The sequence below is a fragment of the Bradyrhizobium sp. Crot121 genome (assembly GCF_059512385.1).
Map to the genome: position 1 here is coordinate 19,170 of NZ_JCAMOR010000038.1, position 20,262 is coordinate 39,431.

The window sequence follows — 20,262 nt, forward strand, 5'->3', positions numbered from 1 at the left end:
CTATTTGGTTGGATTACGCGCTGGTTCACGTCACCTCTCCCGCGGGGAAGGTCGGCGCATAGCGCCGGCGGGGGCTCTCTCCACACGGTTGGACAGCGTGAATGGCGAAGTCACCCCCAGCCCAGCCCTCGCAAGCGGGAGAAGGGGCAGTATCCATTGGGGATGCAATTCAACCTGATCTCATCACGCTTTAGCCCGTCGTGGCGAGCCGGCCCATCTTCTTCGTCGGCTTTACGGTCTTCACCGCAAGAAGCTTCCGCAGGCAGCGGTCGAGCATCGCGATCTCCGTCTTGGTCAGCCCGCTCGCCGCGGTCACGGTCTCCACGACTCGCGCGATCTCGGTTATACCGCGGTCGGCGGTCGCAAGGCCCTTCGCGGTCAGGCGGACCAGCTCGGAGCGGCCATCATCGTTCGCCGAGACGCGCAGGATGAACCCTCCTTCCTGCAGCCGCGCTACCCGCTTGCTCATGGCGCCGGAGGTGACAAGCAGGGCGCGGAACAGGTCCGTTGGGCGCAATTCATACGGTTTTCCCGAGCGTCTGAGCGCCAGCAGGACGTAAAGCTCGCCGGTCTGCAGGCCAACGGCTTTTGATATGTCCTGCAGCCGCTTCTCGTGAAGCTGGTTGACGCGCTCCAGCCGCAACAGTGTTAATGCGGCCGTCAGGTCGAGATCGGGGCGCTGCTCAAGCCAGGCGGCTTCGATGTCATCGTAGAGGGTGCTATCCGGCTTTGGCGTTTGTCTGGTGATTGGCTCTGCACCGCGCGACACGCTCTTTTTCGTCATTCCTTTCTACCCTCGCTAGTCCTGCGCCAGCGGCGCCGGCACCATGTTTGGTGCAATCTAGCACTCTCGAATTCGGGTGTCGCGGCGCAAGTTCCTGGTATTCGTCCAAGGCCCGCATCCGGGCGCGATGCGGCGGCGATGCGACGCCTTGCTCCGATGTTGACAAATATCTTCCTAGGAAGAATATTCCGAGTAGGAAATATGATACACATGGGGAGGTTCGCATGCGGGGACTTGGCGCAATACTCTTTCTCGCGGTATCACTGGCTACGTTAGGCGCAGCCAAGGCGGCTCAGGGCGAACTGATCCTCGGGCAGACGATGCCCTATAGCGGTCCGGCATCGGCGCTGAGCGCGGTCGGAAAGGTCCAGACCCGCTATTTCCAAATGATCAACGAGCGCGGCGGGATCAATGGCCGCAAGATCAAGCTGATCTCGCTCGACGATGGCTATAGCCCGCCAAAGGCCGTGGAGCAGACGCGCAGGCTCGTGGAGAATGATGAGGCCGTTGCGATCTTCGGCAGCATGGGGACCGCGCAGAACGCGGCGGTCCAGAAATATCTGAACGGCCGGAAAGTGCCTCAGCTCTTTGTCTTCGCCGCCAGCGACCGTTTTGCCGACCCGAAGACCAGCCCATACACCATCTCGGGAATGACCCTGTTCAGCACCGAGGCGGCGATTTACGCGCGACTGGTTTCCGAGGCCATTCCGCGAGCACACGTTGCGGTGCTCTACCAGAATGATGACTACGGGCGCGAATATCTCCGTAGTTTCAAGACCGAACTGGCGCGGCTCGATCCGCAGGCGGAGATCGTCGCTACCGCGCCTTATGAGGTCACGGCGCCGACCGTTGATTCCCAGGTCGTGTCGCTGGCCAGCAGCAATGCCAATGTCTTCCTGAATGCGTCGACCGGCAAATTCACCTCGCAGGCGATCCGCAAGGCGGTTGAACTGGGATGGCGCGCCCAGCAGTTCCTGCCGATCGGAAGCAACTTCGTGGCGACGATCCTCAAGCCGGCAGGGCTCGAAAACGCAAAAGGTGCGATTTCGGCCACGCCGACCAAGACCGTGGGCGATCCCGAATGGGCCAACGACCCCGCCTATCTGGAGTGGCTGGCCTTCATGAAGAAATACTACCCCGAAGGAGACATTCAGGATCAGCTCAACTTCACCGGATGGAACGTCGCCGTTCTGATGACCAAGGTGATCGAAGCGTGTGGCGATGATCTTACGCCGCAGAACATCATGAAGCATGCCACGTCGCTGAAGAACGTAGCTCTTCCGGGCCTGATTCCGGGCATCACCGTCAACACGAGCCCGGACGACTATCGCCTGATCAAATCGCTCCGCCCACAACGATTCGACGGCGAGCGCTGGGTCCCGCTTTCCGGCACCATGGCAGCCAGATAGGTGGGCGCGATCGGTCGCCGGCGCGGCATGCCATCAGCTCGCGCCGCGCCTGAGCGCCTCGGTCGCGCGCCGGAGGACATCGTGAAGCCATTCGTGGGACGGCTCGCCCTCGACACGCTCATGCCACAGCATCCGAACCTCGACGGGTGTCGTCGTGTAAGGCAATTCGCAGGTCGTGATTGCATGGGTTTGCTCGAGCACTCTCGCCAACGGACGCGGGACGATGGCAGCTAGGTCGGAATCCGCCAGCAGGGCAGGCAGGGCAAGAAAATGCGGCAAGGAGACCGCGATTCGCGGTGGCCGGTCGCTTTCGGCGAGCGCCCGCTCGAGCGCGGCGCGGTCGTACATTTCCGAACGTCTGGCGAGACCCCGTTCGGAGATGAAACCGCCGATCGCTCCCTCCTGCTCGCCGCCAAAGGAGACGACGACCAGCGGCAGGCGTGACAGCTTCTCCTTGTCCAGCCGGCCGAGTTCGCGTCTTCCGCCAACGATCAGCGCATCGTCATATTCGAACAGCAGGGCTGAGCGGAAGCGGCTCGGGGGGACCGAGAAGACACCGATGGCGACGTCGATGCGGCCAAGGTCGATCTGCTCGGCAAGGTCGATCCGCGTCACCGGCTTGATCATCAGGTCGATCGCGGGGGCCTCGCGGCCAAGTATCTTCAAGAGCGGAGACGCCAGCGCCATCGTGGTGAAGTCGTTGGCGGCCAGCGTGAACTGCTTGGTCGCGACCGCCGGAACGAAGGTCGGCAGTTCGACCGCGGCCTCGAGGGACCGCAGGGCTTCGCGAACCAGCGGCGCCATCGTCAGCGCGCGTGCCGTTGGCTGCATGCCTGTTGCCGTGCGCACGAACAGCTCGTCCTCCAGCATCTCGCGGAGCCGCGCGAGCGAGTGGCTCACGGCGGACTGGCTCAGGGCGACCTTCTGGCTGGCTCGCAGCACGCTGCGCTCCTCCATGACGGCATCAAAGACCTTGAGCAGGTTCAAATCCAATGTCTTGAACGAAACAGACACGATAGGGATCTCCTCCGGTCACTGGCGGATCGGCGCCCCGATAAGCTGCTGCCGCCCGGGTCCAATTAAGGCCACGCGCGCCGCGGACGCAACCGAATGGATGCCGAAGAACGCGCTGTGTCGCTATCGGCCGCTGCGATCTGAAGACGGTTCAGGATTACTCTGCGAGAGTTTCACTTCCGTACCACGGCCGTTTGGTCATGATTGCCTCTGCCGGGTTGGGAGGAGACGCACGATGAAATCCTGGGTGAGGTCCCGAGGTGACTGGCGCAAATCATTCGAATTGGCGCTGACGCTCGCAACGGTGGCGACGTCAGCGATTGCGGAAGGCGGCCCCGTCAAGCTCGGGGTCCTGACCGATATGTCTTCGCTCTACGCGGACAATGGTGGCCAGGGCTCGGTCATCGCGGCGCAGATGGCGGTGCACGACTTCAAAGGAAAGGTGCTCGGACGCGCCGTCCAGATTATTGCGGGAGATCACCAGAACAAGGCTGACGTCGGCTCCGTGATAGCCAGGCGATGGCTGGAGAATGAAAGTGTCGAGGCTATCCTCGACGTGCCGAATTCCGCCGTCGCTCTCGCAGTGCAGGGCATCACGCGAGACAGGAAGAAGCTCTTCCTCGCCACCGGCGCCGCCACCTCTCGCCTTACCGGCGACGAATGCTCATTGACCGGAATCCATTGGACATATGACACCTACGCGCTGTCGCGGGGAACGACCAAGGCAATCTCACGTCTCGGCGCAAAAACCTGGTTTTTCCTTTCAGCCGACTACTCCCTCGGCTCGCAGCTCGAGGCCGACAGCCGCAAGGTCATCGACGCCACCGGTGGCAAGGTCGTCGGCGCCGTGAAGCATCCGATCAATACACCGGATTTCTCCTCGTTCCTGCTGCAGGCGCAATCCTCGAAGGCGGACGTGATCGCGCTCGCCGATGCCGGCGGCGATTTCATCAACGCGGTGAAACAGGCTGGCGAATTCGGAGTTACGCGCCGGCAGAAGCTTGCCGGCCTGATCGTCTTTATTGCCGACATTCACAGCCTCGGACTGCAGAGCGCCCAAGGCCTGATGCTCAGTTCGGCGTTCTATTGGGACCTCAACGACGGGACCCGCGCATGGTCGAAGCGCTTCATCGAGAAGACCCAAAAGGTTCCCACCATGATCCATGCCGGCACCTATGGTGCGGTCATGCACTACCTCAAGGCGGTTGAAGCGGCGGGTACGCTGGATGGTCCGACCGTCGCCGCCAAGTTGCGTGAAATGCCCGTGAATGATTTCATGACGAAGAACGGCCGCATCCGGGAGGTACGGTCGGCTGGTGCGCGATATGTATCTGTTCCGTGTCAAGTCTCCGGAGGAGTCCAAGTACAGGTTCGATTACTACAAGCTGCGCGCGACAATTCCTGGGGAAGAAGCCTTCAAACCGATGGAGGAAGGAGGATGTCCGCTCTCGAAGAAGCCGTGATCGGCGACGACGCGGCGAGCAGCGTCGCGCAGAATCGGATCGACGAGATCATCGCCGGCCGCTTCGCGTGCCGTGAATTCTCCGATGATCCGATCCAGCGACGGACCATCGAGCAGATCCTCCGCATCGCGCGGTTCGCGCCGAGCGGAGCGACTATCCAGCCGTGGTACGTCTACGTGCTCGCCGGCGCGGCCAAGGACCGCGTATCGGCGGCGCTGCTGGAGGCGCACGAGACGTGCCGCGACGATCACGTGTCCGAGTACAAGTACTACGCCAGCGATTTGCCCGCGCCATACCTGAATCGCCGGCAGCAGTTCGGACGGCTGTTCTACGGCTCGCTCGGAATCGCTCAAGGCGACGTCGAAGCCCGCAGCAGGCAAACCGCGAAGAACTATGCATTCTTCGGCGCCCCGGTGGGATTGATCGTCACTATCGACCGCCGGCTGGAAGTCGGAAGCTGGCTCGATCTCGGGATGTTCATTCAGAACGTGCTGCTGGCTGCGGCGGGGCGTGGGCTTCAGTCCTGCCCACAGGAGACGTTCTCTAGATATCACCGGATCCTGCGCCCGCTGCTGTCGATCCCCGCCGAGCAGATCGTGGTGTGCGGCATCTCGATCGGCCGCGCCAAGGTCGAGGTGGGGAAAAGATTGATGCCGCGGGCGGACGTTGACGAGTTTGCCTCGTTCGCGGGATTCGAAGCCTAGAAATCAATCGAGAAGGTCAAAGGAGACGGCCATGGGAAATCGAGAACAACTGATCCAGCGCAGCATTCCGTTTCTCCGGGAAGTCAAGGACATGACGCCCGGCGCCGAGATGGAGCGTTGGCTCAACGAAAAGTATGGAGAGGAGAGCTCGCTCTATCAGGAACTGGCTCGCCTGATCAAGATCGGCGTCGACGAAGGCTGGGCAGCGAACCAGGAGGTGGACGGCCCGAATTACCGGCGCAGCCGCATTCTCGAACCGACGGCCGAAACGTTTCAGTTCAGCATCACTGCCGTCTACATGAACAGCGCCGATCCGCACCGCTTCAAGGATGAGGACGATCATGACGTCCTGCGCGGGCAGTATCACGGCCATCCCTACGGCGAGCTCAACCTTGTGGTGCCCTTGAACAAAGGCGCCGAGCTGAAGGGATTGCAGGGCTGGCAGGGGCCCGGCTGGACAGCGCCTGATCCTGGGAGCCGCCACTATCCCGAGGTCAGGGGCGGGGCGGTCATCGCATTGTTTTATCTTCCCGCTGGTCGCATTTCCTACGACTTCAAAGCACCAGCCTGATTGCTGATCGAGCTACGCCAGGTGGCGCCGCCGCTGTTGGAGCAAGCATATGACGTCGATCTATCCGGCCGCTTCGAAGCGCATCCATCCCGCGCTGTTGTCTCCCGCCTACAGGAGTTCGATCAAGCGCGCGCCCTCGAGGCCGCTGATCCCGATCCGGCAAACGCTCTCCGAACTGATCGGCCCGGTCTACGGCCATGAGACCGTGCGTGAGAAGGACAACGACCTCACCATCCAGCACAAGGGCGAGCCACTGGGTGAACGCATCATCGTGCACGGTCATGTGCTCGACGAGGACGGCCGCGGCGTGCCGAACACGCTGGTTGAATTGTGGCAGGCCAATGCCTGCGGCCGCTACATCCATGTCGTCGATCAGCACCCGGCGCCGCTCGATCCGAACTTCACCGGCGCCGGCCGCGCGCAGACCGATGCGAGCGGCTATTACAGGTTCATCACGATCAAGCCCGGCGCCTATCCTTGGGGCAATCACCACAACGCTTGGCGCCCGGCCCACATCCATTTCTCGGTGTTCGGCCATGCCTTCATCTCGCGCCTGGTGACGCAGATGTATTTTCCGGGCGATCCCTTGTTTCCGTTCGACCCGATCTTCAACTCGGTGACGGATGAGAAGGCGCGCGCGCGGATGATCTCGTCGTTCGATCTCGAGAACACCCAGCCGGAATGGGCGCTGTGCTACCGCTTCAACATTGTCCTGCGCGGCAGGAACGCGACGCCGATGGAGAATAGACAGTGAGCGAGCAGCGGCCGGACGGCATCACGCCATCGCAGACGGTCGGCCCGTATTTCAAATACGGCCTGACGCCGAACGGCGAGTACGCCTGGAACGATGCCTTCACCAACAACCTGATCACGCCGGATGTTTCCGGCGAGCGCATCCGCGTCGAAGGCACGGTGTTCGACGGCGAAGGCGTGCCGGTGCCGGACTGCATGCTGGAGATCTGGCAGGCCGACGCGCAGGGCCGCTTCTCCGACCCGCAGGATGCCCGCGCGTTGCCCAACAGTGCGTTCAAGGGCTTTGGCCGGGTCGGCACCGATGCCAGCGGTGGCTATTCCTTCGACACCATCAAGCCGGGGCAGGTGCCCGATCCGGACGGCACGCCGCAGGCGCCGCACATCCTGCTCGCGGTGTATGCGCGCGGCATGCTGCTGCATCTCTACACGCGGATTTATTTCGACGACGAGGCGGCCAACGCCGCCGATCCCGTGCTGGCGCTGGTGCCGGCCGATCGCCGCGCGACGCTGATCGCCAGGCACAAGGCCGGCGCAGCCAATCCGAGCTACGTGCTCGACATTCACCTGCAGGGCGACAACGAGACAGCGTTCTTCGATGTTTAACGATTGCGACTAGATATTTTCCACGAGCACGCCCGCTGGATGACAGCGATCAGCACTGTTCGACGGAAAGCCGATGACGGTCCATCAAGCGATACCTTGAGCCGGATGTCGTGGGTGTTGCGCAGGTTTGTCAGGTGCGCTGGGCGATCCAATAGCCTGCGCAGCGCCCCTTGCCCGAATGGCCGCTCCAGGTTCCACGACCTGATGGACCAACGAGCCTACCGGATCCGGAAGCATATTTCTCATGGACGGTGACGGAGGCGCGAACTGCGCCAGATCGAGCCACGCGCCCTCTGAAGTTTACCAGATTCGGATGGGTCACGATCCCGTTGATGATGTTGACGGCGAAGCTGTACGTCGGATCACAAGGGCCGTGTTGTGTGACGAACACGAGAACCCAACGGCCATCATAGGCAGACCTTGCATCGGCACTGGTAACGAGGAGCGATCCCATTGCGGCGATTACGGCTGCATGCAGAAGCCGTTTCATGACATTCTCTCCGAAGGTTATTCTGGTAATAGCGTGAACTTCACAATTGCGAAGCATTCGAGGTCCCATTAGCGCCTTATGCTGATTCTGAAGGTGTAGGCTGGCCGCCGTAGGCGGTTCGATAAAATTCCGCCAAGCCAAGTCACTATGCTGTTACAGCAGGTAGCGGCGATCTTGCACGCCGCATTCTCGTGGAGCCGCGGCAGAGAAATGCGCCAGTAGGGCAAATCAATCCCTAAAGGCCTGTCGGCTGAGCGCGTCGCCGCGCAAGTGCTGCCATTGAGTGAGGCCGTGTCGTGCACCAACATGTCTATCGAACGTCAGACGTGCAGCGTGCTCATTTGCAAACTGCAATCGTTTCACTTCCGTGAACGTTCGGTAGCGTGCAAATGCTGATGTTGATGCGATCGGTGCAACATCGATCGGATGTTTGCTTTGGCCGTGCCCGTTCCGGAGTGATCAATGAGCCATAAGACCAACAGCAAGCTTGGCCGCCGCGGATTTCTGCAAGGAATCGCAGCGGTTACAGGAGCCGTTTCTCTATCATCGGCCTCGGTCGCGGGCGCGGACGATACGGACGTCGTTCGTTCCGGTGGAGCGAGCGAGCCGGGAAGTCTGCCCGCGCCGGAAGCCGGCTATCAATCCCTTGGTCCCGATGAAGCCGGTTTCGTTGAGGCGCTGGTCAATGTGATGTGTCCGGCCGACCATCTCACGCCGAGCGGCGTCGACTGCGGACTTGCGGTCTATATCGATCGTCAGCTCGCCGGCGGTTTCGGAAAGGGCGAACGTCTCTATAAGCATGGACCCTGGAAGCCGGGTAAACCGCAACACGGCTATCAGTTGCCGCTAACCCCTGAACAGTTCTTCAAGCTCGGTCTCGCCGCCGCCAACAAGGCGGCGCAGCGGAAATTCAGCAGAGACTTCACCGAACTAAGCCCGGACGAGGCCGACGCATTCTTGCAGGATCTCGCCGCCGGCAAGATCGAGGACGCGGATCTGCCGCTGGCGTCCTGGTTCAACGAACTGGTGTACCCCCTTTTCGTGCAGGCTTGTTTCGCTGATCCGATCTATGGCGGCAACGTGGGCAAGGCGTTCTGGCGCATGATTGGCTATCCCGGTCTGCCGGCGGTGCATGCGGATGACATGGTGCAGTTTCGCGGCAAGCCATATCCCGCGGCGCAGGATCCGAAAGCGATCGGCGATTTCGGCTGAGGATGGATTCGATGGTCAAAACGTTGAAATCGCGAACGGTCGTGATCTGCGGCGGCGGCTTTACCGCAGGCTTGATCTCGCGTCAGCTTACCGCAAAGGGGATCGACGTTCTCGTTCTGGAGCGTGGCGGCGATCACACGGGTGCGGCGGAAGCCAAGCTGCCAAATCAGCGGGACGAGCTGCGATGGGACGTCCATGAGGGGCTGGTCCAGGACTGGTCGATCGAGACTTATTCGTTGCGCCACGGAAGCAGCGAAGACGCGCTTCCGATTCGGCGCATGGAAGCCTTTCTTCCCGGCGAAGGAATGGGCGGCGCCGGCAATCACTGGAATGGCCAGACCTGGCGTTGGGCCGAATATGATCCGATCCTGCGGACGCGGCTCGAATACAGGTACGGCAAGAACGCCATTCCGCCGGAACTAACGGTACAGGACTGGGGCGTTACCTACGCCGAGCTCGAGCCGTATCACGCGTTATGGGAAAAATTGTTCGGCATTTCCGGGAAGGCCGGAAATATCCGCGGCCAGATCCAGCCAGGCGGAAATCCATTTGAGGCGCCGCGCGAGGACGAATATCCTCAGCCGCCATTGCCGCCGACCGAGGCCGGATTGATTTTTGCGAAAGCCGCCGAGAGCCTCGGCCACAAGCCATTCCCCATGGCGGCGGCAAATTCGCCCAATCCCTACACCAACCCTGACGGCATGCAACTCGGCCAATGCCAGTTCTGCGGCCACTGCGAGCGCTTCATTTGCGAGGCCAACGCCAAGGCAAGCCCCCAGGTCTTGCTGTATCCGATGCTGCTCAAACGGCCTGGGTTCGAGCTCAGGCTTCATTCGCATGTCACCAGGATTGACTACGACCACCAAGCAAAGCGGGTCCGCGGCGTCCGCTATATCGATCTGCTCAGCGGCGAGGAGTACCTGCAGCCAGCCGATATCGTCGTTCTCGCGTCGTTTACGATGTCGAACACGAGGCAACTGCTCTTGTCAGGCATCGGAACGCCCTACGATCCGAAGACCAGCACTGGCGTCGTCGGCAAGAATTTTTGTCATCAGACGATGTCAGGCGTCAACGTTCATTTTAGGGATCGCTGGATCAATCCGTTCTTCGCCTCCGGTGCTTCGCAAACCTGCATCGATGAGTTCAACGGAGACAATTTCGATCATGGCGGTCTCGGCTTCTTCGGCGGGGGATACATCTATTCAAACATCACCAGCGGCCGTCCCATCACCAAGCGCATCTTGCCTCCTGGCACCCCGCAATGGGGAAGCAAATGGAAGCAAGCAAACGCGGACTGGTACTCGCATAGCTTCAACATCTACGTCCACGGAAGCTGGTACCCGCATCGCGAGAACTATCTCGACCTCGACCCGACATATCAGGACGCGTACGGTCAGCCGCTGCTGCGAATGACATTCGACATCCGCGAAAATGAGCTGCGCATGTCGGATTATCTCACGAAGAAGGCCCTTGATGTCGCGCGCGCCAGCGGTGCTACGATCGTAGGGACGCCATCGCCGCGGAAGGGACCCTACGATTCGCGACTTTACCAGACAACGCATGTGACCGGAGGCACCATCATGGGCGCCGACCCTCGCACGAGTGTGGTATCGCCGCATCTTCAGCACTGGGACGCGCAGAATCTGTTTGTCGTGGGCGCCTCGGTTTATCCCTTCAACGCCGGATACAACCCGACGGGACCGCTCGGCGCGCTGGCGCTTCGGCTTGGCGATGATCTCGTTCGCTACGCGCAGCGTCCGCAGAACCTCTAATAACTCGCCTTAGCAACTGAGAGAACCAGTCATGCGTACCGTCCACCAAATAATTGCTATCGGAGGTTTATTGTTGACGGTGTCGGCGCCGATTAACAGCGCGAATGCAGCCGGAGACGCGACAAAGGGCGAGCTGGTTTTCGCGAAATGTGCGCCCTGCCATGCAAAGGACAAGAGCAATCGGATGGGGCCAGGGTTGCTCGGAGTCTTGGGACGGCACGCGGGTTCGCTGCCGGGATTCCATTATAGCCGGGCGATGAAGGCGGCTAGCATCGTTTGGGATGACAAATCGCTCGACGCTTTCATTGCGGCGCCTCAGAAGGCTGTTCCGGGCACGGTGATGCCGTTCGCCGGAATTGCGGATCAGCAGCAGCGAACCGATCTTATCGCCTATCTTGAGACGCTGAAATGAATACCATGGCTGCAATGATCGGAAACGCTGATCTGGCTAGATTGTCCCGATGATCGCGGGTGCTAGTCGTCGCCCCAACCTGCTGACCGAGAGAGGACAACGATTCCATGAAGAAGAAGATCGGACTTGCGCTTGCAGTTCTCTTGGCGGTGACCATGCTTCAACCACGCCCGTCGATGGCTCAGCTTCTGGATAAGAAGGTTCTCAGCTTGGCGACCGCAGAACGGATTGTAGCCGCCGCAAGAGCGGAGGCCGAACGCAATCAACTCGCCGGCGCAATTGCCGTCGTCGACGATGGCGGCTGGCCGATCCTATTGGTGCGGATGGACAACGCAGCCTATGTTGCGAGTGTGGAGCTGGCGCCAGGGAAGGCGCGAACCGCAGCGCTCTTCAAGAAGCCCACCGAAGCGTTGGAGGACGCCATAAATCATGGCCGCTTCGCGGCGGTGACGGCGCGTGATTTTACAGAGATGAAAGGTGGGCTTCCGATCGTGGTCGATGGGCAGGTCATTGGCGGCATCGGCGCGAGCTTCGACACTCCCGATCATGATGTCCAGATCGCGAAAGCCGGACTAGCGGCACTGAAGCGTTAGTTGAGCGTCTCTCATTTCTCCGCGAACAAACAAGTATGAACGATGTTTGGGTGTCTTGGTGGAGATCATTTTGGCGAGAGATGGCGTCGAATGTGCAAACGTTAAGTATCGGCGGGTACGTCCTGGTCGGCATCCTATTGATGTTGCTGGCCGCTGTGATCGTTCTTGCCATCATGGGATGGTCATCGGCCGCCGGGACAGCTGTTCCTGCATTCGGATATATGGCGATGGCAATCGGGATACTGTTGTCTCTCGTGTTTGGCATCGGATTAATGGCTCTTCTCTTTTACAGCAGCCGCTCGGGCTACGATGAGCCTGCCAGGATCGTTCCGTCCGATACTGACGAAGATCCCGAGTCTCGGACGCGAGATTGATCATTGGTTGTGCGTAGGCTGGTCGCACTCCCGTGATCGCAGGGGCGATCGCCGCATTCACGTATCTTGAAGTATTCCCTTCATCTCACATGGCGGCAATCAACTTGTTGCGCGCGGATGGTGACTGCGTTCACTGGCGCGATCGAGTTGCACATGGGGTCGAGCCGATGCGGTACGTGCACAGTGATACTGCGACCTTTTCAATTCTGCCGAGAGGTCCGTACACCCACTTAGCTACATGGGCTGAGCGGCCGCGCCCCCCGCATCCACAGTCACCAATCGATAGAGCTGTGAAGAGACCAGGCGCGCGTTCAGAGGCCAGTCTTCAGCCTTGAACCACAGGACACAAAATCGTGGATCGCGTTTCTCGTCGCAAAATGCTGGCAGCGACCGCCGCCGGAGGTCTTCTCACGACAACCGCTATCGCGCAGGCTCAATCCGCAGACGCAGTCCCGCAGCCCCAGCTGCCAGGTCGCGGCGGCACCGATCATGGCCCTCGTGATCTGACGCGGGACCGGCAAAACCCGGATATGCTCGTGCCGCCCTCGACCGATCACGGCAGCTTGCCGAACCTGCGTTTCTCGTTTTCCGATGCGCATATGTGGCTCGAGACAGGCGGCTGGACCCGCCAGGTGACGCGGTGCGAACTCGGCGTTGCGACGGCCCTTGCCGGCGTGAACATGCGGCTCAATGCCGGCGGCGTGCGCGAGATGCATTGGCACAAGGCTTCCGAATGGGCCTATATGCTCTACGGCACGGCCCGCATTACGGCCGTCGACGCCAATGGGCGTTACTTCGTCGATGACGTGGGTGCCGGCGACCTCTGGTTCTTCCCTTCCGGAGTCCCGCATTCCATCCAGGCCTCGGTCCGGACGGCTGCGAATTTCTCCTCGTCTTCGACGATGGTGATTTCGATGAAGACAACACCTTCATGATCGCCGATTGGCTCAAGCGCACGCCGAACGAGGTGCTCGGCAAGAATTTTGGGGTGCCGGCGTCGTTGTTCGACCACACCCCAGATGAAAGCCAGCGCTACATCTTCCCGGCTCCCTTGCCGGGCCCGCTCAGCGGGGACAGCATTCCGGGCGCCACGCCCGTGTCGCACAGCTTCAGTTTCCGGCTGATGGCACAGGATCCCATCAAGACATCGGGCGGCACGGTGCGGATCAGCGATTCCTCCGTGTTTCCGGTCAACACCACGACGGCAGCGGCACTGGTCGAGGTCAATCCGGGCGGTCTGCGCGAGCTGCACTGGCATCCGAATGGAGACGAGTGGCTCTATGTCATCGAGGGGCAAGCGCGCATGGGCGTATTTGCGGGGCAGGGCCAGGCGCGCACCTTCGACCTGCGAGCCGGCGATGTCGGTTACGTGCCGGTCGCGATGGGCCATTATCTGGAGAACACAGGCGCTGGCCCGTTGCGTTTCCTCGAGACATTCAAGAGTCCTTACTTTGTCGACTTCTCTTTGGACACGTGGATGGCATTGACTCCGTCGCCGCTGGTGGATGCACATCTGAACCTGGATCGAGAAGTGATGGATAACCTACGCAAGACGAAGGCACCGGTCGTTCCGCACTAAGGTCGATCGTCGTCGGGCGGGATCATTGGGGACGCCGGCTGTCGATTGAAGGACGACGAGCCCGCATGGACTCTGTCGATGTGAAGTCAACATGCTGGCGAACTAACTGCAAATGCAATCAGGGCCGTAACAAGGTGGCCCTTCGATGCGGATCACACCCGTTTTACTGGACGGCATTGTACTTATCTTACCAAGAAGATATAGGAGTGAGAACCTCTTCGCGAGCCGTGCGGTACCGCGTCGCGCGGAGGTGTTTCGGAGGAGTCTCGCTCGTCCGGCATCACGATCCCAATGGGGAGTTGAGAGATATGATCGTGCATGAGACGGTGGCGCCGGTTGCGCTGAGAGCCGCCGAAATTGCCGATCTTGCGAACCGGGTGACAGGACCGGTGTTGATGCCCGGTGACGTCGGCTACCAAGCCGAATGCGCCACCTTCAACCTCATGAGCCCAGTGCGACCGGCTGTCGCCGTCGGCGTGGCCAGCGTAGGCGACGTGCAGGCTGCGGTGAGGTTCGCCGCGGAACGCGACATGCCGATAACTGTCCTCGCCACCGGGCATCAGATGGTCCGCTCAGCCGCGGGCGCGGTGCTGGTCAACATGTCCCGGATGAATGCGATTCGCATAGACCCTGCCCAACGAGTCGCCCGCGCCGAAGGTGGCACGCGCTGGCGCGAGGTCCTTAATGAGGCCGACAAGCATGGGCTCGCTTCGGCCAGCGGCAGCTCGCCGACCGTGGGCGTCGTCGGCTACCACCTCGGCGGCGGGGCGAGCCCGATCCTGGGCCGCAGGTATGGCTACGCCGCCGACCACATACAGGCGATCGAGATTGTCACCGCGGATGGCGGGCTGCGCTGGGTCACGGCTTCTTCAGAGCCGGATCTGTTCTGGGCGCTGCGCGGCGGCAAAGGCAACTTCGGCGTCGTCACCGCTCTGGAATTCAGGCTCTTTCCGGTCAAGCGCTTCTACGGCGGCGGCCTCTTCTTTGCCGGTGAACACGCCGCAAAGGTGCTGCACACCTGGCGAGAGTGGCTGGTCGACCTGCCGACGGATACGAGTTCTTCCGTCGCCTTCTTGCGCCGGTCTCCGCTGCCGGAGGTGCCGGAATTCCTACGGGGAACGTTCGTCATGCACCTACGATTTTCCTCGCTCCGAGCGCCGGAAGAAGCCGAACGGGTGCTCGCGCCAATGCGCAAGATCGCACCCACGGTGATGGATACGATCGCCGAGCTACCCTACCGCGAGGCCGGCTCGTTATTCTTGGACCCACCTACGCCCGTTCCGTGGGTCGAGCGTGCGGCAATGCTGCGGGACCTCCCCAGCGAAGCTGTTGACGCGATGCTCTCCGTGCTCGGCACTAACTCGGACACGCGGCTGGGATTTGTCGAACTGCGGCTCCTCGGTGGCGCGCTCGGACGACCGCCTGCGGTACCGGACGCAGTGCCCGGTCGGAGCGGACGCTGGTCGCTCTTCGCCTCCGGTGGCGGCCGCCCCGACTTAGCCCCGGTCTTGCAAGAACAGCTAATCGCCCTGCTCGACGCGATGCGCCCGTGGGTGCAGGACGAGATAGTCCCCAACCTGCTCAGCGCCCATCAGGGCACGACCCCCGAGAACCTACGCGCCATATACGGCCGCGAACGCTACGACCGCCTGGTCGCGATCAAGAGGCAATACGACCCGCGAAACCTGTTCCGCATGAACCACAACATCGTAGACGTCGCGCGCGCCGAAAATGATGCGCAAAGAGCGAGTAGTGACATGGCATTGTAGCCGCCAGCCGACGCTGGTGCGCCGGTGAAGATCTGATGACTCCTGGACTCAGCTATCTCGATTTCCAGAAAGCACGAATATCGCTCGATCGGTTCCACCAAATTTGCCCCACCGGCGTGTTCGATTTGAGATCAATCGTCCATCGAGTGAACGGCCTTCCTTCTCGCTTTACTCAAATTGTCGCAGTGGTGGCCTTGCGGCTGGCCAGCAGAGGTTCGGACATCGAAACCGGCGGTAGTTGTCCCCCAGCGTTCGTTGCAGGGATCGCGCTGAAGTCGGCTGGCACGACCATAATGACACCAAGGTCCAATTGAGCCGTGGATCTCGATCGCTCTAGTCTCACACTCGGATCGAAGCCCCTACGCTCCGAGCGTCGGTGTGCAGCTATGATTTCCGAAGCTGTGCTGGCCTTTGCGCCGGGTGCGACGACCAGCAGGAAGCGCAGAAGGGTCTATCCGTGCCAAATCCGTTGGCAAGCTACCAGAAGGGTCAGAGTGAACCGCAGGCTGAACTGTGCTGTGAAGCCTGAAGCTGTCATCATCGCGGTGTACCCATGACAATGTCCCTCAATAGAGTCGATCTGAATCTCTTGCGCGTTTTCGACGCGGTTATGGAAGAACGGAGCGTGTTGCGGGCGAGTCAGAAGATGTGCCTCAGTCAGTCTGCCGTTAGCCACGCTCTGGCCCGGCTCAGAGAGATGTTGAACGACGAATTGTTTATACGCACGCCAACTGGAATGCAGCCAACGGCGCGGGCCCTTTCGATGGCTCCGCTGATACGCGAAGCATGGAAATCCCTCGAAGCTGCGATCGAGTTGCCAATATTCGAGCCACGAAATTCGGCGAGGCGGTTCACCATAGCGCTGAGCGACTTCATAACAATGATTATGGTCCCTGACCTCCTTCATCTGCTGAGGCGAGAGGCGCCGCTGATTGATTTGATCGTTCGGCCCGACAGCCGGATAGATCTCACCGAGCAAATCGATCTCGGGCTGATTGATGCAGCAATCGGAACTTTCTCTGATGTGCCTGCGCGTTTTTGCTTGAGCTCGCTTTTTGCGTATGATGACGTTCTTATTGTCAACTCCTCACGAAAGTTCGGAAGGCTTTCGCTCGAAACGCTTTCAAGTCTTTCCATCGCGGCGGTCTCGCTGCACGGCGAGCATGAAGGGGTTGTGGACGGCTTTGTATCGGAGCGCGGATTGGCTCGGCGATCGGAAATGTATGATCGAGCTGCTCTGGAAGAGGCGTTTTCGGGATCCGAGCGAAGCCCTCGCATGCGGATTTTGCTGCCGCACTTTCTTGCACTTCCCTCTCTGCTTGAGCATACGGGCCTGACTGCGATCGTGCCGCGACCGCTCGCCACTTCGCTGGCACGTATGCACCCGCTGTCGATCTATGAATTGCCTTACGAAACCACCCCTGTAGACGTTGGCATTCTGTGGCATGAGCGGACTGCAGGTGATGCGCCACAAGAATGGCTGCGCGAAATGGTTAGGCGCTCCACCGAACCTCTGCGCGTTGGTCTGGCCGAATTCTCACCACCGATTCGATCCAATTCGGCGGCTCCGTGTCTCCGCGTTGCAGAGGGCGTGTAGGACAGATCGTCCGTTACGCCTCATTCTCAGCGCTTCCCAGCTTTGCGAAAATCTGCTCCTGATCGAACCGGCGAGACCTCAGCCCGACAAGCAAGCGTTGCAATTCGCATTTCCCGCGCATCGTCGATGCATTTGGCAAACCAACACCAAAGTACGATAGCCTTTTGTCGCCAAGGCACCCTATACGTGTGGAACGGCACGGGTGCATCCATTGTCCGGCTCCCGCCTGGTCGAGTGTCGCGCGTTCGCCAGCGCGAGCTGAGGCTTGCAGCGGCAATCTCATTCGGCGCTGCCGCCTTAACACGCGCAATCAAGGGAAGAGTTAGAAAAATTCGAGAGCGGCATCGTCTGTCAAATAAAGCGGATGGCCAACCGTCGGTCGGATCGATGCTTGGGAATGGCATACAGAGTCACCAAACGATGCCGAGGATTGGCCGTCTTGCGATAACTGCGAGAGACATGGTAATTCATGCCACAAGAACGCTTTCGGCTTCACCGGCGGCATCCTGCGGAAGAACCCGGGCTTTCGACGACCGGAAAACGTTGGGCGTGAACTTCACGAACCGCGAGCGGAGCGGACCGCGTTATGCTAGGCGGCAGCCCATGGTACTCAGTGCCGAATATTCTGTTGAATCAGGAGCGCGTCTTCAGCGCTGTATCGATGATCTCAACAAGATCCTCGCTCTCCCTGCCACGGACCAGGATGGCTCCTCATCACGACCGCTTTCTGATCTGCTGGACGTGCTTCTTGTCATGCTCCAGCTTGAGTTCGTCTACGCGCGGTGCAGTGAATCCGCCGGCACCGCGCCGATCGAAATAGTGCGGACGGCGCAACAGCGAGACAAATCGCTCGGGCCGCCGGAGATCGGGAATGTTCTGGACGGCTCGTTGGGGTCCGATCTGCAGAAATGGCCGTCGCATGCAAAAATTGCCATTTGTGGCATCGACATGTCGATCGTACTGTTGAAATTGGGGCCGCAGGCTGACTTCGGAGTGTTGGTCGCTGCGTCTCGGCGGACTGATTTTCCCGACGACACAGAGAGGCTTCGTCTCAGTGTTGCGGCGAGGCACGCGGTGATCGGCTTACAACAGGCGCGCCTCTTGGACGAACGGAAGCAGGCCGCGAACGTCATCGATCAGCAAGTTGCACAACGAACCGAAGAGCTTGCTGCCAGCAACGAAGACCTGAGAAGGAAGATTGAAGAGCGCAAGCGAGAGGTGGAAGCGTTGCGCGTACGCGAAATCGATATTCAATTGGTCGTGGACGCCATCCCGGCTCCCCTCGCCATTATGACCGCGGATGGCGAGGTCGAGGCCGTCAATCGGCCTGTTCTGGAATATTTTGGGAGTTCCGTTGAGGAATTGAAGCGTTGGAGCGCGACTGACGCAGTTCATCCTGAAGACCTCGCACCCACTATCAACGCCTGGAGGCAGGCTGTCGAAACCGGAAATCGGTACGAAGTCGAAAGTCGCCACCGCCGCAGCGATGGCGTCTATCGCTGGTTCCACGTCCGCGGCTTTCCGCTGCGGGACAACAACGGGCGCATCGTGCGGTGGTGCGTATTGCAGATCGATATCGAAGATCGCAAGCGCGCTGAGGAGGCGTTGCGGGCCAGCGAGCGCGATCTCAATCTGATCATCAACACGATACCTGCGCTCGTGTGGTCGGCCAGTTCGGACGGCTCTGCCGAATATTTCAATCAGCACTATCAGGATTACGTGGGCTTCGGCTTGGAACAGGCCCAAGGTTGGGGGTGGACTGCCGCGATTCATCCTGACGATCGGAACGGTGTCGCGCATGCGTGGCAATCGATCATGGCGTCGCGGCAGGCGGGAGAGAAGGAAGCGCGGTTACGCCGTTTCGATGGTACCTATCGATGGTTCTTGTTCCGGGTCAACCCGCTACGCGATAGTTCCGGCAACGTTATCAAATGGTTCGGAATCAACACTGATATTGAGGACCGCAAGCGTACTGAGGAAAAGCTACGCGATACGCAGGGGAAGCTCGCGCATATGGCGCGCGTCATGACGATGGGAGAGCTTACGGCGTCTATAGCGCACGAGATCAACCAGCCGTTGTCGGGCATCGTCACCAATGCCAGCACCTGCCTGCGTATGCTGGCCGCGGATCCTCCAAACGTCGCTGGCGCTCGGGAAACTGTGCGGCGCACGATTCGGGACGGCAACCGGGCATCGGAGATTGTAGCGCGATTGCGCGCGCTCTTTAACAGGAACGCGCCTGTAACGGGCCCAGTCGACCTGAACGAGGCGACTCGCGAAGTGATTACGCTATCGCTGAACAGACTTCACCGGGATGGTATTGTTTTGCGGACGGAACTCACCGAAGACCTTCCGCTTGTCACGGGCGATCGGATTCAGCTTCAGCAGGTGATCTTGAATCTACTCCAAAATGCCATGGATGCGATGAGCACGATCGATGATCGATCGAGAGAACTTATAATCCAGACAGCACAAGACGAAATCGATTGTGTCCGCCTGAGTATGCAAGATTCGGGACCTGGTTTTGACTTCGAAGCGATAGAGAGGCTGTTCGACGCGTTCTACACGACTAAGCAAGGCGGGATGGGAATTGGACTATCCGTCAGTCGCTCGATAATCGAGAACCACCATGGGTGCCTGTGGGCGACATTGAACGATGGCCCGGGGGCTACGTTTTCGTTTTCTATACCTCGGGTCTCCGAGGGTGTGACCAGCGTCCGCGGTCCTGACGCCAAAGGGACGCTCGACGGAAACGGCGTCACGAGGAATGTATGATGGTGGCGCTTTCACTTGTGTCCGTCGTCGATGACGATGAATCCGTGCGCGAGTCGTTGCCCGACCTGCTGAGGGAGTTCGGCTACGCGGCTCAGGCGTTTTCGTCCGCGGAAGAATTCCTGGCGTCGGACTATGTAGGTCAAACAAGCTGTCTGATCCTCGACATCGCCATGCCGGGCATGACAGGTCCGGAACTTCAAAAGGAACTAGTACGTCTCAGTCACCAAATTCCCATAGTGTTCATTACTGCACACGGAGACGAACTGACGCGTCCGCGCATGCTGGAGCAAGGTGCCGTGGAGTGCCTCTCCAAGCCATTCAGCGACGCGGCTTTGCTCGAAGCACTCAACGCCGCCCTCGGGACGAGTTGACCGACAGGGCCCTTGCA

Annotated in this window: 17 protein-coding genes and 2 pseudogenes; 16 read left to right on the plus strand and 3 right to left on the minus strand. The window is 60.3% G+C overall.

Annotated features, from left to right (window positions below; all coding sequences use genetic code 11):
* Positions 1-190: 190 nt before the first annotated feature.
* Complete coding sequence (locus AC5ZGW_RS27785; protein ID WP_130225146.1) at positions 191-784, minus strand: MarR family winged helix-turn-helix transcriptional regulator; 594 nt, start codon at positions 782-784, stop codon at positions 191-193.
* Between the two features lie 224 nt (positions 785-1,008).
* Here AC5ZGW_RS27785 and AC5ZGW_RS27790 point away from each other — a divergent pair, with 224 nt between their 5' ends.
* Entirely contained in the window at positions 1,009-2,193 is a 1,185-nt protein-coding gene (locus AC5ZGW_RS27790; protein ID WP_130225147.1) for an ABC transporter substrate-binding protein, read from the plus strand.
* Positions 2,194-2,226: 33 nt separating this feature from the next.
* On the opposite strand, the gene AC5ZGW_RS27795 is transcribed toward AC5ZGW_RS27790, so the two are convergent.
* The gene (locus tag AC5ZGW_RS27795; RefSeq protein ID WP_130225148.1) at positions 2,227-3,207 is read right to left on the minus strand and encodes a LysR family transcriptional regulator; all 981 of its coding nucleotides are present in this window, start codon (positions 3,205-3,207) and stop codon (positions 2,227-2,229) included.
* Between the two features lie 235 nt (positions 3,208-3,442).
* Between AC5ZGW_RS27795 and AC5ZGW_RS27800 the strand changes: the two are divergent.
* The 5 genes and pseudogenes from AC5ZGW_RS27800 to pcaG all read left to right on the plus strand — a co-directional run bounded on the left by AC5ZGW_RS27800 (position 3,443) and on the right by pcaG (position 7,301).
* Positions 3,443-4,670: pseudogene (locus tag AC5ZGW_RS27800) on the plus strand (ABC transporter substrate-binding protein).
* Complete coding sequence (locus AC5ZGW_RS27805) at positions 4,646-5,374, plus strand: nitroreductase (RefSeq protein ID WP_130225149.1); 729 nt, start codon at positions 4,646-4,648, stop codon at positions 5,372-5,374. The pseudogene AC5ZGW_RS27800 and the gene AC5ZGW_RS27805 overlap by 25 nt, the downstream one beginning before the upstream one ends.
* Before the next feature lie 31 nt (positions 5,375-5,405).
* The gene (locus AC5ZGW_RS27810) at positions 5,406-5,945 is read left to right on the plus strand and encodes a 4-hydroxylaminobenzoate lyase (RefSeq protein WP_130225150.1); all 540 of its coding nucleotides are present in this window, start codon (positions 5,406-5,408) and stop codon (positions 5,943-5,945) included.
* A 49-nt stretch (positions 5,946-5,994) separates the two neighbouring features.
* Positions 5,995-6,699 (plus strand): protocatechuate 3,4-dioxygenase subunit beta, encoded by a 705-nt coding sequence (gene pcaH / locus AC5ZGW_RS27815; RefSeq protein WP_130225151.1) that lies wholly within the window; start codon positions 5,995-5,997, stop codon positions 6,697-6,699.
* A complete protein-coding gene (gene pcaG / locus AC5ZGW_RS27820) occupies positions 6,696-7,301 on the plus strand; it encodes a protocatechuate 3,4-dioxygenase subunit alpha (RefSeq protein WP_130225152.1) in 606 nt (201 codons plus the stop codon). Before pcaH ends, pcaG begins: the two co-directional genes overlap by 4 nt.
* Before the next feature lie 130 nt (positions 7,302-7,431).
* On the opposite strand, the gene AC5ZGW_RS27825 is transcribed toward pcaG, so the two are convergent.
* Entirely contained in the window at positions 7,432-7,791 is a 360-nt protein-coding gene (locus AC5ZGW_RS27825; protein WP_130225153.1) for a hypothetical protein, read from the minus strand.
* Between the two features lie 462 nt (positions 7,792-8,253).
* On the opposite strand from AC5ZGW_RS27825, the gene AC5ZGW_RS27830 reads away from it, so the two are divergent.
* The 10 genes and pseudogenes from AC5ZGW_RS27830 (at position 8,254) to AC5ZGW_RS27875 (ending at position 20,245) form a co-directional block, all read left to right on the plus strand.
* Complete coding sequence (locus AC5ZGW_RS27830) at positions 8,254-9,003, plus strand: gluconate 2-dehydrogenase subunit 3 family protein (RefSeq protein ID WP_130225154.1); 750 nt, start codon at positions 8,254-8,256, stop codon at positions 9,001-9,003.
* Positions 9,004-9,014: 11 nt separating this feature from the next.
* The gene (locus AC5ZGW_RS27835; RefSeq protein WP_130225155.1) at positions 9,015-10,775 is read left to right on the plus strand and encodes a GMC family oxidoreductase; all 1,761 of its coding nucleotides are present in this window, start codon (positions 9,015-9,017) and stop codon (positions 10,773-10,775) included.
* A 31-nt stretch (positions 10,776-10,806) separates the two neighbouring features.
* Positions 10,807-11,187, plus strand: coding sequence for a c-type cytochrome (locus tag AC5ZGW_RS27840; protein ID WP_130225156.1), 381 nt, complete (start codon positions 10,807-10,809; stop codon positions 11,185-11,187).
* 149 nt (positions 11,188-11,336) lie between these two features.
* Complete coding sequence (locus AC5ZGW_RS27845; RefSeq protein WP_245474644.1) at positions 11,337-11,780, plus strand: GlcG/HbpS family heme-binding protein; 444 nt, start codon at positions 11,337-11,339, stop codon at positions 11,778-11,780.
* An 80-nt stretch (positions 11,781-11,860) separates the two neighbouring features.
* On the plus strand, positions 11,861-12,154 hold the full coding sequence (locus tag AC5ZGW_RS27850; RefSeq protein ID WP_130225158.1) for a hypothetical protein: 294 nt from the start codon (positions 11,861-11,863) through the stop codon (positions 12,152-12,154).
* 377 nt (positions 12,155-12,531) lie between these two features.
* Positions 12,532-13,733, plus strand: a pseudogene (locus tag AC5ZGW_RS27855) (cupin domain-containing protein).
* A gap of 308 nt (positions 13,734-14,041) precedes the next feature.
* Positions 14,042-15,502: an FAD-binding oxidoreductase gene (locus AC5ZGW_RS27860; protein WP_130225159.1), complete on the plus strand. Its 1,461-nt coding sequence runs from the start codon at positions 14,042-14,044 to the stop codon at positions 15,500-15,502.
* Positions 15,503-16,055: 553 nt separating this feature from the next.
* A complete protein-coding gene (locus AC5ZGW_RS27865) occupies positions 16,056-17,099 on the plus strand; it encodes a LysR family transcriptional regulator (RefSeq protein WP_130225160.1) in 1,044 nt (347 codons plus the stop codon).
* 603 nt (positions 17,100-17,702) lie between these two features.
* Entirely contained in the window at positions 17,703-19,874 is a 2,172-nt protein-coding gene (locus tag AC5ZGW_RS27870) for a PAS domain-containing sensor histidine kinase (protein ID WP_165435146.1), read from the plus strand.
* Positions 19,871-20,245 (plus strand): response regulator transcription factor, encoded by a 375-nt coding sequence (locus AC5ZGW_RS27875; RefSeq protein WP_130225162.1) that lies wholly within the window; start codon positions 19,871-19,873, stop codon positions 20,243-20,245. The genes AC5ZGW_RS27870 and AC5ZGW_RS27875 overlap by 4 nt, the downstream gene beginning before the upstream one ends.
* Positions 20,246-20,262 lie beyond the last annotated feature (17 nt).

Bases quoted from the DNA above. Each gene is read 5' to 3' on its own strand.
- AC5ZGW_RS27785 (WP_130225146.1), bottom strand. From the start codon at position 784: ATGACGAAAAAGAGCGTGTCGCGCGGTGCAGAGCCAATCACCAGACAA.
- AC5ZGW_RS27790 (WP_130225147.1), top strand. From the start codon at position 1,009: ATGCGGGGACTTGGCGCAATACTCTTTCTCGCGGTATCACTGGCTACG.
- AC5ZGW_RS27805 (WP_130225149.1), top strand. From the start codon at position 4,646: ATGTCCGCTCTCGAAGAAGCCGTGATCGGCGACGACGCGGCGAGCAGC.
- AC5ZGW_RS27810 (WP_130225150.1), top strand. From the start codon at position 5,406: ATGGGAAATCGAGAACAACTGATCCAGCGCAGCATTCCGTTTCTCCGG.
- pcaH (WP_130225151.1), top strand. From the start codon at position 5,995: ATGACGTCGATCTATCCGGCCGCTTCGAAGCGCATCCATCCCGCGCTG.
- AC5ZGW_RS27825 (WP_130225153.1), bottom strand. From the start codon at position 7,791: ATGAAACGGCTTCTGCATGCAGCCGTAATCGCCGCAATGGGATCGCTC.
- AC5ZGW_RS27830 (WP_130225154.1), top strand. From the start codon at position 8,254: ATGAGCCATAAGACCAACAGCAAGCTTGGCCGCCGCGGATTTCTGCAA.
- AC5ZGW_RS27835 (WP_130225155.1), top strand. From the start codon at position 9,015: ATGGTCAAAACGTTGAAATCGCGAACGGTCGTGATCTGCGGCGGCGGC.
- AC5ZGW_RS27840 (WP_130225156.1), top strand. From the start codon at position 10,807: ATGCGTACCGTCCACCAAATAATTGCTATCGGAGGTTTATTGTTGACG.
- AC5ZGW_RS27850 (WP_130225158.1), top strand. From the start codon at position 11,861: ATGGCGTCGAATGTGCAAACGTTAAGTATCGGCGGGTACGTCCTGGTC.
- AC5ZGW_RS27860 (WP_130225159.1), top strand. From the start codon at position 14,042: ATGATCGTGCATGAGACGGTGGCGCCGGTTGCGCTGAGAGCCGCCGAA.
- AC5ZGW_RS27865 (WP_130225160.1), top strand. From the start codon at position 16,056: ATGACAATGTCCCTCAATAGAGTCGATCTGAATCTCTTGCGCGTTTTC.
- AC5ZGW_RS27870 (WP_165435146.1), top strand. From the start codon at position 17,703: ATGGTACTCAGTGCCGAATATTCTGTTGAATCAGGAGCGCGTCTTCAG.
- AC5ZGW_RS27875 (WP_130225162.1), top strand. From the start codon at position 19,871: ATGATGGTGGCGCTTTCACTTGTGTCCGTCGTCGATGACGATGAATCC.